Source organism: Paenibacillus praedii (assembly GCF_049725345.1).
GTDB lineage: Bacteria > Bacillota > Bacilli > Paenibacillales > Paenibacillaceae > Pristimantibacillus.
Genome location: NZ_JBMWAM010000014.1, coordinates 93,058 through 107,598 on the forward strand (window position 1 = coordinate 93,058; position 14,541 = coordinate 107,598).

12 protein-coding genes and 3 pseudogenes are annotated in these 14,541 nt (G+C 44.9%); 3 read left to right on the forward strand and 12 right to left on the reverse strand.

The genetic code is table 11. The features are described 5' to 3' along the window. Positions 1-255: 255 nt before the first annotated feature. From ACO9K6_RS14305 to ACO9K6_RS14315, 3 genes and pseudogenes are all read right to left on the reverse strand, one after another. A pseudogene (locus tag ACO9K6_RS14305) lies at positions 256-1,365 on the reverse strand (IS3 family transposase). A gap of 66 nt (positions 1,366-1,431) precedes the next feature. Beyond that, positions 1,432-1,533: pseudogene (locus tag ACO9K6_RS14310) on the reverse strand (sigma factor); the annotation flags it as partial. 403 nt (positions 1,534-1,936) lie between these two features. Next, positions 1,937-3,547: a copper amine oxidase N-terminal domain-containing protein gene (locus ACO9K6_RS14315; RefSeq protein ID WP_424768240.1), complete on the reverse strand. Its 1,611-nt coding sequence runs from the start codon at positions 3,545-3,547 to the stop codon at positions 1,937-1,939. Between the two features lie 176 nt (positions 3,548-3,723). Here ACO9K6_RS14315 and ACO9K6_RS14320 point away from each other — a divergent pair, with 176 nt between their 5' ends. Further along, positions 3,724-4,320 (forward strand): RNA polymerase sigma factor, encoded by a 597-nt coding sequence (locus ACO9K6_RS14320; protein ID WP_424768241.1) that lies wholly within the window; start codon positions 3,724-3,726, stop codon positions 4,318-4,320. After that, the gene (locus tag ACO9K6_RS14325; RefSeq protein ID WP_424768242.1) at positions 4,301-5,131 is read left to right on the forward strand and encodes an anti-sigma factor; all 831 of its coding nucleotides are present in this window, start codon (positions 4,301-4,303) and stop codon (positions 5,129-5,131) included. The genes ACO9K6_RS14320 and ACO9K6_RS14325 overlap by 20 nt, the downstream gene beginning before the upstream one ends. A 221-nt stretch (positions 5,132-5,352) precedes the next feature. Here ACO9K6_RS14325 and sigK read toward each other — a convergent pair whose 3' ends face one another. From sigK to ACO9K6_RS14370, 9 genes and pseudogenes are all read right to left on the reverse strand, one after another. Then, complete coding sequence (sigK, locus tag ACO9K6_RS14330) at positions 5,353-5,880, reverse strand: RNA polymerase sporulation sigma factor SigK (protein ID WP_424768254.1); 528 nt, start codon at positions 5,878-5,880, stop codon at positions 5,353-5,355. Beyond that, positions 5,843-7,507 carry a recombinase family protein gene (locus tag ACO9K6_RS14335; RefSeq protein WP_424768243.1) on the reverse strand — a complete coding sequence of 555 codons (1,665 nt, stop codon included), beginning with the start codon at positions 7,505-7,507 and terminating at the stop codon, positions 5,843-5,845. Before ACO9K6_RS14335 ends, sigK begins: the two co-directional genes overlap by 38 nt. A 74-nt stretch (positions 7,508-7,581) precedes the next feature. Beyond that, positions 7,582-7,854: a hypothetical protein gene (locus tag ACO9K6_RS14340; protein ID WP_424768244.1), complete on the reverse strand. Its 273-nt coding sequence runs from the start codon at positions 7,852-7,854 to the stop codon at positions 7,582-7,584. A gap of 301 nt (positions 7,855-8,155) precedes the next feature. Then, positions 8,156-9,730, reverse strand: a pseudogene (gene tnpC / locus ACO9K6_RS14345) (IS66 family transposase). Positions 9,731-9,798: 68 nt separating this feature from the next. Next, the gene (gene tnpB / locus ACO9K6_RS14350; RefSeq protein WP_424768245.1) at positions 9,799-10,152 is read right to left on the reverse strand and encodes an IS66 family insertion sequence element accessory protein TnpB; all 354 of its coding nucleotides are present in this window, start codon (positions 10,150-10,152) and stop codon (positions 9,799-9,801) included. Continuing rightward, on the reverse strand, positions 10,146-10,475 hold the full coding sequence (tnpA, locus tag ACO9K6_RS14355) for an IS66 family insertion sequence element accessory protein TnpA (RefSeq protein WP_424768246.1): 330 nt from the start codon (positions 10,473-10,475) through the stop codon (positions 10,146-10,148). Before tnpA ends, tnpB begins: the two co-directional genes overlap by 7 nt. A 1,062-nt stretch (positions 10,476-11,537) precedes the next feature. Beyond that, complete coding sequence (locus ACO9K6_RS14360) at positions 11,538-12,281, reverse strand: ABC transporter permease (RefSeq protein ID WP_424768247.1); 744 nt, start codon at positions 12,279-12,281, stop codon at positions 11,538-11,540. A 9-nt stretch (positions 12,282-12,290) separates the two neighbouring features. Then, entirely contained in the window at positions 12,291-13,283 is a 993-nt protein-coding gene (locus ACO9K6_RS14365) for an ABC transporter substrate-binding protein (RefSeq protein WP_424768248.1), read from the reverse strand. 56 nt (positions 13,284-13,339) lie between these two features. After that, positions 13,340-14,098 (reverse strand): ABC transporter ATP-binding protein, encoded by a 759-nt coding sequence (locus ACO9K6_RS14370; protein WP_424768249.1) that lies wholly within the window; start codon positions 14,096-14,098, stop codon positions 13,340-13,342. A gap of 303 nt (positions 14,099-14,401) precedes the next feature. Here ACO9K6_RS14370 and ACO9K6_RS14375 point away from each other — a divergent pair. Then, the coding region (locus ACO9K6_RS14375) for a transposase (RefSeq protein ID WP_424768255.1) at positions 14,402-14,541 on the forward strand (140 nt) is incomplete at its 3' end.

Below are 14,541 nucleotides of genomic sequence, written 5' to 3' on the forward strand. Positions count from 1 at the left end.
TTAATCTTCTATTTTCTATATTTAATTCATTGAAAAAGACAGATTCCACTTCATAAATGATGGTTTTAAACGGTAAAACGAGGAGTTAAGCACTAATAATAGAAGGGGAGAAAATCAGCAAACTCGAGATATCTATAAGTTCTCAGAATTGAAGTGAAAAAGGAAAATACGAATCTATAGTATGACGAAGCCCAAAACCTACACGATTAAAAAAAGTAAAAAGGCTTGGATTGTCAACACAAAACTGAACAACTTTTATAAGAACATATTCCTGGCTTCAACAGGAGTCAGATAATCTAGTGTTCCGTGAATCCTGTGGTAATTAAACCAATGAACGTAATCGTGGAGTTCGAGGTCAAGCTGCTCATCCGTGAGGAAATGCGTCTGGTTAGCGAATTCCGTCTTGAAGATTTTAAATGTTGCTTCTGCAACGGCATTATCGTAAGGTCAGCCTTTTCGGCTAAGGGAACGTGTAACGCCGAACATTGTCAACGCTTCAGAAATGAGTTTGTTATCAAACTCTCTACCACGATCCGTATGAAACATTTGAATGCGATCTAACCGCACTGAGATGCTTGCTATGGCTTTGTGAACCAGCTCTGCTGTCTTGTTGGGACCGCTGCTGCACCCAATAATTTCACGATTAAAAAGGTCCACAAACAAGCATACATAATGCCATTTACCAGCTACGCGTACGTACGTCAAATCGCTGACGACAACAGCGAATGGCTCATCTTGATCAAATTCACGTTGTAGCTCATTCTTTACAACGACCTCATTAGAATCGCTCTTCACAGGCTTGTACTGCGCTACAGTGTAATTGGATCAGACCATCTTTGCTCATGATCTGACCGATCTTACGGCGCGAGGCTAACCGATTTCGCTTGCCTAATTCTACCTTGATTTTTCGTGTCCCGTAGTTGTTTCGGCTAGCTGCGAAGATATCCACAACCGCATCCTCTAGCTGCTGTTCTTCCTCGTTAGCGGCGGGATCAAACTTGTAGTAATAGGTGCTTCGTGGCAGTTGCAGGACTTCGCACATTGCTGATACCGAGTACTTGTGTACATTATTGCGAATCACATTTACTTTCGTCCCATGATCAGCGCGGCTTGCTTTAAAATGTCGTTCTCCATCTTGAGACGCTGGTTTTCTTTCCGTAAAGCGAGAAGCTCATTTTCTTCTGGGGTACGGTTCGACTTCTCGGTAAACGAGCCTGAGTTCTGGCTTTGTGCAATCCATCGATCCAATGCTGATCCGCTCAAGTCGTACTCTCGAACGATATTCGCTCTTGTTTTTCCGTTCTCGTATAACTGAACCATTTGTTGTTTAAACTCCGCTGTAAACGTACGTCTTTGTTTTGGCATAGTAGATCCGCTCCTTGTCTATGTCTCTATTCTACTAGCCCTTATTTTTTTATGTCTAACTTAGTGTAGACGGTCCAGTATTTCGTTTTCGATACAACGGGCGGCGAAAGTGACGAGCTTTGTGCCTTTACCCGTTTGGAAGCTTTCGATGGCTTTGATCAGGCCCATGAATAAGTTTGTATTTATGGGTAATCTTTATCAAGAAAATTACCAGAAGGAGTGGAAAACCAAAAATGCTCTTTGCCAAACTCGCAAGCAAGTATATTAATTTTGGCTACGCTGCTAAGTGGTTTTAGTTATAAAGTTGCTATTGTTAAGAGTATCAATAAGTCATCTTCTACTTTAAGAAATGGTGAGATCAATTTATCCCCTCGCTCATTTCTTTAAAGGCAATATGGAACTATTATTTGCATTATAACTAGGCATCATGTAACCATACCGATACTAAAGAAATAAGCACCTTCCATTCACTATTTGAATGGAGGTGCTTATTAAAGTTATTTTTTATTCAAATGAACTAGGTGATACTCTCTCTGCATCCCCCATCAATGCTCATTCGAAAGTATAGCTCCTAATACTCCCCGTGCATATCATGTTTCTCTTCCGTCTCTAGCTGCTTAGTCAGCGTAATCGACCAATCGTTCGCCCCCCAAGCGACGTCCCAGCCGAACAATTCGGCGATGAAACGAACGGGCACTTGCGTTCTGCCATCCTTAATGATGACGGGCTGGCCGATCACCATTCGCTTGCCATCCAGCTCCATAAAGTTTTGGCCGATCCAGAATTCCGCCTTATTGCTGCCGGTTTCGATCCATACGGATCGGGAAGCACTGTCCCAGGTTACTTTCGCGCCGATGCTTTCTGCCAAGTAGCGGAGCGGAATGTAGCTCGAACCGTCGTTAACGAAAGGCTCTGTATCCATAACTGTTTTCTTGTCGTCAATGAACAGCGTACTGGAACCTATTTGGAACCAAACCTTCATGACGTTTTTCGCTGGTGCGGTGTGGAACAGATCGGGAAATTGCTTCGAGATGCCTTCAGCCAGATAGGCTCCCGTCGGGAACATATGCGCATAAGCGGCACGAATGCTCTTATAGGCGTCATCATAATCCTTCGCTACGTATTGGTCAAACGCGTCAACCAGGTGGCTGATATGCATTTTCAGTTCGGAGGCGACGGCGGCTTCATTAAATTCAGGATTGGCCCCGGCAAAAAACTTCGCTTGCTCCATACGGTATTCCTCAAGATCAGCAAGCGCTTGTTCTTTGCTTTTCTGGTCACCGCCGGCAGTTGCCGTTACATAATCCACGAAGTAGCCGATATGGGAGCTCCAGATTTCCTCAAACGCCTCGCCCGCTTCAACGCCATAGATCGAGCCGACTGCCGCGGACAATTCCTCAGTATTGCGGTTAAGAGAAGTCGCTGCTGCTGCGAAATCGGCTTTGCCGTCGATCCCCTTTTGCATGGCCAACACAGCTAGCAGAGCGTGCTCGCCAAGCTTCTGCTCCAGCGCGGAACGCAGATCGAATGCGGGATTCGTGCCTTCGCGGTCGGTGAATGCATCCGGGAATTGCGCCGCAATACCGCCGGCCAGCGCGTCTGCCGTCATGAACATATGCGAGTAAGCGGTGTATGCTTCCTCGTATGCCTCTTCGTAATCGCCCGCGACATAGTGATCGAAAGTGCCGAGCAGATGATCGATGTGCATTTTGAGCTCGGATGCGATGACGGTCTCGTCGAAGTTCGGATTAGCCCCGGCAAAAAAAGCGGCTTGATCCGTCCGATATTGCTCCAAATCGGCAATCGCGGCTTGTTGTCCGGCTGCGTCCTTCGCGGCCGTCGCTTTGACGTAATCCACGAAATAGCCGATATGGGACGACCAGATTTCCTTGAACGCTTCACCAGCATCCATGCCGTATACGGAAGCGACCGCCGCGGTCAGGTCGTCGGTATTGCGGTTCAGCTCGCCAGCCGCTTGGCCGAAGTCCGCGGCTCCATCGTAACCCTTCTGCATGGCCGTTATGGCAAGCAGTGCATGCTCGCCTAGGATTTGGCCGAGAGCGGAACGCAAATCCGACGTCGGTCCTTTCGTGCTCACCGTATGAGCGCTGACCATTGCGGGTACTAGCAAAGTCATTGCAAGAAGCAGACTAACCATTCTGAAAACCCATTTCCCTTTCATCGTAACACTCCTCTTCCCCATTATTGTTCCGCAGTTGTGATGGCGGTTGTATCCACTGTTACGGAACGTTATTGCTTTTGGATCACTACTCCTCTCAAAATTTTTTATCTATGATCCACTTTATTTCCGCAAGCGAATCTTTATAATGAGAGGTAGCTTTGGAAAGGAGCGCTACCATGATAGATCCGCAGGAAGAAGAACAGCATCTTCTTCGCAGCATATCGAACGGGGATGCCGCCGCGTTGACGCGGTTGTACGACCGTTACGAGAAGACGGTCTACGCTTTCGCTTACCGATTCGTCGGAGACGCTATGCTGGCCGAGGAGATCGTGCAGGAGCTTTTTATGCGCATATGGAATCATGCCAGCCGATACGATGCCGCGCACGGAAAAGTGTCGACCTGGATGTTCGCGATTACGCGAAATATTGCCATCGATCAGCTTCGCAAGCGGCAGAATCGGACGGCCATTCAGACCATGGACGAGGCACCGCTCGAGACGCTAGTCGATGCTGATGGAACGCCGGAAGAACAATATGACAAGAAATGGGTAGGCGAGAAAGTGAAGGACGCTATTCAACAGTTAAACGACGATCAGCGGCAAGTGCTGGATCTCATCTATTATCAGGGTTATACCCATCAGGAAGTTTCCGAGAACAAGGGAATTCCGCTTGGAACGGTTAAGAGCCGAATTCGTCTGGCAATGAAGCATCTCAAAGATCGATTGGGAGATTTGGAGAGGAGGGATGCGACGTATGACCAAGCCTGCAAGTAAGGATTGCGAGCTTCTTGAGCTATACCTGCTAGGCGGTCTCTCCGAGGAAGAAGCCGCTGCTTTCGAGGAACATATTAAACAATGCGAGGCGTGTCGAGTGCAGCGCAGCGAGCTGCAGGAGATCATCGGACAGTTCCCGCTAGCAGCCGATCCGATCCCCGTTCCCTCAGGCATGAAGGAGCGCATTCTCGGGAGAGTGCTCTCGCAAGAAAGCGAACCTGCCGTCTTGGCTCAAGATCAAGAAGCCAACAGGCAGAGAGCTGCAAACACGAACACGACATTCGAAGTGAATACCGATGCAAAAGCTTTTCGCTCGGAGCCTATCCGGAAGAAAAGCTATCCAATCGCCCGTTATCTCTCGATCGGCCTTGCCGCCGCTATGCTCGTTCTCGTTCCTTACACCTTGCAGCTTCGCCAAACGGTCGGCAATTTGCAAAGCCGGTTGGACGCATCACCGAACGCTCCGATTCAGGAGTTGAAGGTTAACCAAGCCGTCAAGCTGCATCCCGCAGCTGAGGATATCGTCGCGCAAGGTCTGGCCACCATCGTCATTGACAAGACGGGTACCCACCTGTTGGTTCAGGCGGAACAGCTGCCCGAGCTGGAGGGCACCCAGGCGTTTCAAGTGTGGATGATCAAGGGGGAGGACAAATACAGCGCGGGAACTTTTATCCCGGACAGCGGTACGGGAGCCATCTACTATACCTTGCAAGATCAAGGCTATGATACGATCGCTATCACGCTGGAGCCGGACGCTTTCGGGGATACGCCTCGCGGTGAAATCGTGTTGGCCGCTCCGCTCGATGCGTGACAAAAAAGCACCTTATCGGTGCTTTTTTAACCATTGATAATTATGAAGTAAGGCAGCTGCAACGTTTTGCAGGAACTTTCCCTTTACGGTACTTATATTGAATTTGACCGTCTTTCATCATATAAAGGATTAGGTTAAAGAAAGATAAAGTCGAAAAGACCATCGAAGATATTCGATGGTCTTTCGTCCGTATGGCAAACGCTATTGTTCCGTAAGCTTATTTATTTTTTTGCTTTGTAGAACTCATGATACAGCTTCATCAAAGCCCGCTTTTCAATTCGACTCACATAACTCCGACTAATCCCCAGCTCCTTCGCAATCTCCCGCTGCGTCCGCTCATCCCCGCCATGCTCCAGCCCAAACCGGCCAATGACCACTTCCTTCTCACGGTCATCGAGTATATCAAGGTTCTTATAGATCTTCGATTTCTCAATCTTCAACTGCACCTTATCGACAATATCATCGGCCTCGGTGCCGAGGATATCAATTAACGTAATCTCATTGCCTTCCTTGTCCGTGCCAATTGGATCGTGAAGAGAAACGTCCTTCCGTGTTTTCTTTAAAGACCGCAAGTGCATAAGTATTTCATTCTCGATACAGCGAGCCGCGAACGTAGCGAGTTTCGTCCCTTTACCGGTCTGAAAGCTCTCGATCGCCTTGATCAATCCAATCGTTCCGATCGAGATCAGATCCTCTAAATCTTCCCCTGTATTATCGAATTTTTTGAGGTTGTGAACAAACTCCACTATTAATTACATCTTGCGATAACTTATCGAAAATCCCGATTGATGTAATATCAATCTTTGTTCCACCTGTCCTATCGTCATCATCAGTGCGATTTACTGTAACAATGATTTCCTCAAATAACATCTCCACGATATCACGTTTAGACTCAAACGGAACTTCAATTCCATCTTGAATTTGTTCGCGAAGCTTCTTCACCATATACGTAATCTGTTCAGAGGTTAATTCCTCCATACGATGAGCGTCTATCTTTGCTTGACAATTTCTAATTTCTTCTTCAAGGGAAGTTTTTTCATTTTTATAGTCTTTCCGAAGTTTATCAAGACGCCGTTCTTCAGAATCAGAGTCAGCCTCGAAATACGCACGTTCAACTTTTTCAAGTGCATTCATCTTTTTCGTCAACTCTTTTTCGAACAAACCTTTTCTGTTCCTTACCTCACTAATTGCTTCATTTCCTTGACCTTGAAATCTGGATATGAACTTCTCAGGATCAGTAATTATTTGCAGGACTTGGTTCCAGATATATCCTTCAATTTGATCAGCATTAAGAGATACAGCTACACATTTATTTATTTCTGGTCCGTATTTTCTTGGTACTGTGTTTGGGCAGCGGTAATGGCGCACTTTATACTCTTCACCAGTATCACGGTTTTTTGCCCCAGGATAAGTAGTGGCATCAAATCTCCTTCCACAATGTCCGCATTTCAATAAAGATTTAAGCAGGTAATGATACTTGTTGTTACCAACATGTTTATTAGTATTATTATCTTTTCGTTGCTTTTGGGCTAGATTCCACATTTCAATATCAATGATTGGCTCGACTTCGATTTCAAGCCAGTCCTTCTCATCACGAATAGTGTATGTCTTTTTTGGGTTACCTTCCTTAGTTAATTTTCCTCTAACCTTTTCACTAGCACGACGATTATAATAATATTTCCCAATGTAGATTTCTGACGTTAAGATCCGACTAATACTTGTCGCATTCCAATTAGGACTCTCATTTCGTTTTGGTCGAACCTTCCCGTGTAGTCGTTCTCCGATCTGTCGTAAAGTTAACCTCTCATGAACATACCACTCATAAATCATTTGGACCCACTGTTTTTCATCTTTATTGACAACCAATTGACCATTTTCGTCCTTATCATAACCGAAAGGTGCTACTCGCATTGGCATGATTTTTTTATATTCTCGAACTTTCGATAGCCTGCCACGAACTGTTCTCTTTCTTATTAATGCCAACTCATAGGAAGCTATCGCGCCAATAATATCAGAAAATAATTTCCCTTCAGGTGAATTCGCAAAGTAAACATCAGTGTAATGCAACTTAACTTTACACTTTTCAAACTCGCGGCATACAATTAATTTATCTGCAAGTTCACGACTAAATCGATCGGGATGAGCGCAAATAACGTCTGATATAAGTCCATTCGCAACATCTTCTCTTAATTTCAATAACTCTGGTCTTGTATCAATATCTTCACCACTGCGTCCTTCATCTGAATAAACCCTAATATTAGAATCAAAAGCGTTTAACTCTTTCGCCTTTATTTTACATATTCGAATTTGCTCGTCGAGGCTCGTATTATCTAACTGTCCCGCTGTTGACACTCGAACGTATATACCGATAGCCATCCATATCACCTTGTTCAAAAAGAGTTTCCTTAATTATAAACAAAGTCCAAACACGGGTAAAGAAAAAAGCTCCCTCATATTGAAGGAGCGTCCTTTATCAGCAGATGATCAATAACATATTGAATCAGTTGTGCTTCCTTTACTCGATACTCCTCGAGTTGTTGAGGAGTGTATTGGGTATGACTAGGTATATAACTGAAAATAAGGTCCTTTTTCTTAAAAGGTTTTCTTCCTCGTTTTTTCATGTTGGTGACCACACTCCCGTCACCAATACCTATGCATTTGGAATTTTGTCCTATGAGTATGTTAACATTTCCAATCTCTATTACATTAGTTTCAACAGACATGTTTGTCACTCCGTGATTACTGTATTTGGAGTTTTACCTCCATGCCTGAAGGTCTGGTACCTCTTAACTTCGAAATCTCAACACTATAAAGAAAACTCCAACTCCCCCAAACGCACTTCCATACACCCAATGTTGTTCATGTCTTGAATTGAGTTCGTAAATATCCGAATACAATCAAGCTTCTACGAGTAAATGATAAGAACACGAAAAAGAGGTGTCGGTTTTATCGACACCTCGAGCAAAGGTGAGCGTCAAATAGCCCCCACCTAGCGGCGGGAGCGAGATTTAACTTATAATCGAGCTAATTGTTCATGCGGCAACTTGCCGGGAGAGCAGTAGACCACGGCATGAGCGATTCTAGTGTGGCTGCGTCGAGCTGATCGGCGATCTGCGGCAATTGCTCAAATAGATATTTGAGGTAGTTGTACGGATGCAGACCATTTTCCTTCGCCGTTTCGATCACGCTATAGATGGCCGCACTTGCTTTCGCTCCTCGCGGCGTATTGGCGAACAACCAGTTCTTACGCCCAATGACAAATGGCTTAATCGAGCGTTCGCTGCGATTGTTGTCCATCTCCAGTCGCCCGTCAGTCAGATAAGCCGTCAGCTTCTCCCACTGATTCAGACTATAGGCAATGGCTTGTCCGAGCATGCTCTTGGGCAAGGTGCGAGATCGCTGCTGTTTCAGCCACGCATAATAGGCATCCAACACCGGCTTGCTTCGTTTCTGGCGTTCGGAACACCGTTCCTCTGGCGAAACTTCGGCCAAATCGTGTTCAATCGTATACAGCTGATTGCAATACGCGAGCCCCTGGCCTGCCGTCGTTGCGAGTCCATTCGTTTCTGGCGGAGCAGACTTGATTGCCTCGTCATACTTTCGGCGAGCGTGCGCCCAGCAGCCGACTAGCTTCACGCCTTGCACCTTGTGATAGCCTGGGTACCCGTCTACATGCAAATAACCGCTGAAGCCTGCGAGGAAATTCCGCGGATGCTCGCCACCGCGGGTACGCTGGTAATCGTAGACCACAGCCGGGCTTGTGCCGCGCCCCGTTCTGTACAACCACAGGTACGAATGTGACTCCGCCGATTTCCCTTCCTCGCGCAGCACTTGAAGCGTAGTCTCATCTGCATGCAATACCTCTTGGCGAAGCAGATACTCTTTCATCGCCTCAACCAGCGGCAGCAACCAATGTTCCGCGCCATAGATCATCCAATTCGCCATGGTTTGCCGGGAAAGCGAATAACCAAAGCGAGAAAATTGTTGCTCCTGCCGATACAGCGGCAAACCCTCCAGATACTTCTGACACATCACATGCGCCATGATTGAAGGTGAAGCCAAGCTGCCGGGGTAAACCGGTTTCGGCATTGGCGCGGTGATGATCGGCGTTTGCAATTCTTCACGCTCGCAATGACGGCACGCGTACACGTTCCGCACATGCCGAATGACTTTTACCTGCGGCGGTACGATGGCAATTTCGCTGCGCGTCTCCGTCGACATTCCATGCAGAGATCCGCCGCAGCACGTGCAGACTTGATCACCTTCGGCCAATTCATACGTCACCGTCTCGACCGGCAGCTTGGAGAGGTCTTCTTCCCGCTTGCCCGTTTGCTTGCGACGCTCGTAGGTGACTTTCTCCATTGGCGGCTCTTCGCCAGCAGGGGTTGCCAGCAGCTCCGCTTCGTTGAACAGATTCAGCTCCATCTAGTCCGGATTCGTCTTCTCGCTGGAAGCGCCAAAGCGCTTCTGCTGCGCAAGACGAAACTGCTCTTCGTACCATTTCAGTTTGGCTGTGAGCTCTGCGATCTGCACATCTTGCTTGGCGATTGTTTTCGCATAATCTTCAGTTGTAGAGGTTAAATCCGTCCAATTTTCCATACGCTACATTTTCTCTCTTGGAAGCGGCAACCCTGCTGCCAGGTATGTCAAAATGGCGAACATCTGCATTAAATGACGGTTTCGGCGGTCACTTTTGGGTGGGCTTGCCGCTGGCTAAGGGCAAGTCCGTCGAGTAGCCAGCGAAGCTCGCGGGAGGAGACCGTGACGGCACCTTCACTGCCGGTGGGCCATTGAAAGGTGCCTCGCTCCAAGCGGCGATAGAACAGCCAGAAGCCGTTATGCTCCCAATAGAGGATTTTGAGCTTATTTCGCTCGCGGTTACAGAACACGAACAGGCATGGGGAGAAGGGGTCCAGACCGAATCCTTCTTGCACGATGGCGGCAAGGCTGTCGATGGACTTGCGCAAATCTGTTGGACCGCACGCGAGGTAGACGCGCTGGGCGCTCGATAGCGTCAGCATGGCATTTCTAATGCGTGTACAATTTTACGGAGCAGCTGGGGGTCGAAGTCGGCTTGAATCTCGATACGGGCTTGTCCGACTTGAACGACAAGTGAAGTTGAAGTCATGGCAGGCGTTAGATCTGCAACGGAAATCGAGACCCAGCGATTATGGGGAGAGGATTCGGGCGGAGTTGAGGATTCCCTTCTTTTGTAAAGCCAATATTTCAGTTGATCTTTCGTGATGTGATGAGCAGCGCACCATGCGGACATGGTAAGCCCGCTGGCCCTGTAGTCCGCGATGCGAGATGCCCATTCAAGGCGGCGAGCTTCCAGTTTCGTCATGAGAGACAAACTCCTGATTGAGTTAGGTTGCCTTCATCTTCTCATGGGATTTAAAGATGTTGAAGGTGTGCAGGGTTTGACGCTTACGGGGCAAGGAAGAATGGGGTAGAATATGATCCTGAGGTCTGGGAGTTTTTGTTGATGTTAAGGGGCATTGTTGGGTTGTCAGGAAATAACTCGTTGAAAAAAAAGAGCACAGTACTGTGCCCCATTTCCGAAGTTTCCTGATTCACACGTCACCAATATCCTAGGCGCTGCATATTTTTAAAAAATGAATGAGCCGCGTCTTCTTAAGTGCTGTTCTTTTTCTTCGACTGCCAGATTTTAATTTTCATGGTAGTTGAATGTTTATCACTGACGACTTGGCGAATGCAGGGTTGTCTGCCTGACTCCACTTCCTCGAAATGCCTCGATCAGACCAAGGAGAGCCGTTAGGCTCCTTAGGGTGAATACTGTGTTAACCGAAGTACCCGACTTCTTCGAATCTGCTTGCAAATTATCTTACTATCGTCTCTAATATCTCCAATCCAATCTATTTCAAACTTCAATTTATTGCCCTTCTCTGCATCTGCACGTTTTACTGTCAATTTATCGATCCAAAGATATTTATATAAAATGATCTGATTCAAAACATTTGCTTTAAAATCAATTCCAAGTCTCTTAATAAAATCCTTTAGATCACTGACACCTCAAAGAGTCAGTGTTATCTATTATCCGTTATATACTTGATCAGACTTAAGCTGATATAAATATCAACTGTTCTTCACTACTTCAAGTTAAATATACGAGTCATGCCACTCCCTCGTCATTATCATAGAAAGTTATTCTAATGGAATACTCCCATTTCACCAATGCACATTCATAATAAATAACTATAGGAATATCGTACCAACTCTCAAGACTTATAAAGACATAGTATAAAACCACTTATTTGTTCTGATGTAACTGCGATAGCTGCCAAATACATTAAATAAACATAAAGGCATTAATTTTCCGTTTTCTCTAAAATGTAATAAAAAAAGCAATCCCTCAGCCATCCATGATGACTTTTGAGCTGTTAAATTATTTCGTTGCCCACGATGCAAAACGTTTCTTTAAGGGGCGCAGTAATACGAACTCGAAAATCATGGCCAAGATCCCAATGGTGATAATGCCGACCATAACCAATGGGGAGTTCCCAATTTGGCCACTGGACGAAATAAGCCACCCGATTCCGACGTTACTGCCAATCATCTCTGCTGCCACCAACGAGCGCCAAGCAATACCAAATCCTACGATAATTCCGCTAAACGCTGAGGGCATAACCTCAGGCAGGTATACGTGCAATGCAAGTTGAGATTTACTTGCCCCCAAGGATAACGCGGCCCTAATATGGGATTCTTTGATCATCTCCATGCCTTGAACGACGTTAACCAAGATCGGAAAAAATGCTGCGATCACAATGACTGCAATTATGGGTGGATTTCCTAGATCCATAAGAAGAATCAGTAATGGTGCCCAGGCCATGGGAGGTGTTGCTTGAAAAAAGGTAACCATAGGATGCATAAATTGACGAAAAGCAGTACTAATTCCAGCAAAGGTACCAATAACAATCGCAGAAATAAGTGAAATAGAAAAGCCAATTACCAAACGATATAAGCTAATCCCGACATGATGATAAAAATCTCCTGTTTGAAGTTGCTTTACAAATTCAGCAAACACCTTTCCCGGACCAGGAAAAACAATAGAGGGATAGTGACCTGCAATCACCATCCATACGAGAAGAACAAACGGAACAGATAAGAGGCCCCAAATATGTTTCCCCATAAATATTAGCTATTTAATCCAAGTCAAATTCATAATGGAATTGATATCGAAAGGTTTATCAATTAACTTCAAACGAAGATTGGCATCAGCAATTTGTTGATAAAACTTAATATCGTCACCAGAAAATTTGGCTGCGAATTGATGTTTCGTCATTGCCTTTTCCATGGCCTCTGCAGGTGTCCATGTTTTTCCCTCCGCTTTAATTTCCGGTACATTAAACGATTTGGATAGAACTTCAGCAGATTCTTTTGGATGCTCGTTTATATAAGAAATGGAGGCCAGATGGCCCTGAATAAACTTTTCCACTAAGTCCCCATGTTCTTTTGCAAATGATTTGCCGACAAGCACAACGATAGCAGGGTCAGGCAGTTGTTTAACGACTTTTAATCCACGCAATTCTGCGAATGTAACGTACGGTTCACCGGCAAGAGCAGCATCAATCGTGTTGTTAATGAGGGATTGTTCCATATTAGTCATTGTCATTTCTACTAAGTTTACGGAGTTTTCTTCTAGATGTTCTTCTGGTAATAAGAAGCCGCGTATAAGAATGTCAGATCCGGTTCCTTTCCCTAAAAACCCTATTTTCTTTCCCTTTAAATCAAAAGTTTGGGAGGTGGTTGGATTATCCTTCGTTAATAGACCAAATTTCCCATCCCCTACTTTTGCGATTACTTCAATATCTGCACCTCGTGAAGCCCAATTCACTGCGACAGGAATACCTGTATAAGCAAAATCTACCTTTCCTGAAGTTAACGCTTTGTTTAAATCAGGTCCGTTTCCAAAAGAGTAAAACTCCGCTTTTATACCTTGCTTTTGCATAAGATTTTGCTTTTCTGCAATAATAGCCGGTGCCATTGAGATAAGATTAATATAACCAATTCTGATTACCTCATTTTGTTTTGGAGCGACTGATTGCTTGGAACTGCACCCTGCTATCATAAAAACAAAGAGAATTACTATGGTGAGTAAACTGACGAAGGGTATCTTTATCTTTTTTAACACGTTAATCGAGCTCCTTTAATTCTTTTACTTGGTATGTAGTTCTCTTGTTTTGCACTTTAGTCTTTCCTCAATTCAAGCATAAGTTGTTTTTTAAATTCATTAAAACTTAAATCTACTCGATTATCAGGATGACGAGGGCGTCTCAAAGTAATATCGAGCATATTTTGTATCTTTCCCGTTTCCTTTTGCAGGATAAGGACTCGATCAGATAAATAAACAGCCTCATCAATGCTGTGTGTTACAAGAATTACTGTCATTCCGGTTTGTTCTTGGATTCTCATTAATTCGTCCTGCAATAACTCTCTGGTTTGAGCATCCAGTGCACTAAAAGGCTCGTCCATAAGTAAGATTTCCGGCTCGGTTACAATCGTTCGTGCAATGGCGACCCGTTGTTTCATACCGCCGGATAAATCTGAAACTTTCGCGTATTCATATCCCTGTAAACTAACTAGACGGATGACATCAGCACTGCGTTCTAACCTTTCTGTCTTATTCATTCCACGCAATTTTAAACCAAAAGCCACATTTTCAATGACATTCAACCAGGGGAATAAAGCGAGATCTTGAAAAACAACCCCTCGATCGGGTCCTGGTTTCTTAACAATGTTTTCATTAACGAGGATATTACCGGTCGAAGGAGTAATAAATCCGGCGATCCCATTGAGCAGGGTGCTTTTTCCACATCCGCTAGATCCAATGAGGCTTATAAATTCCCCCTTCTTGACATGAAAAGATATATGATTTAATACATTTTTATTTCCGTCATAAGAAACAGAGAGATCATTTATATTTAAAAGAATAGTTGGACCATTCACTTAGCACTACTCCCTGAATTCAGAGTGTCTTGAGGAATTCCCCTCATCTCTTCAACCCTAGTAATGAAAAAAAGTATAGTGAGGATTTACAAATATCATCTTAACCGATAATAATAATCATTGTCAAATGATCTTGTAATTTATAATGGACATATTATAACCGTTTTAGATAAGTTACCAAATGAGGTGGCGAGATACGATATTGATTCACTTTCATTTGTAAGTCTGCTGTTAGACTGAAAAGTAGACATGGTGAACCGAGAATGAGATAGAATAAAAATATCTAAATTCGAGGTGATCGACATGACGAAAAAGTACGACAAGGATTTCAAATTACAGACCGTCCAAATGATTCAAGAAGAAGGCAAGACGGTGGCGCAGGTAGCCCGTGAACTGGGGATAAGTGACAACACCTTATACAGATGGATAGCTGAATATATGCA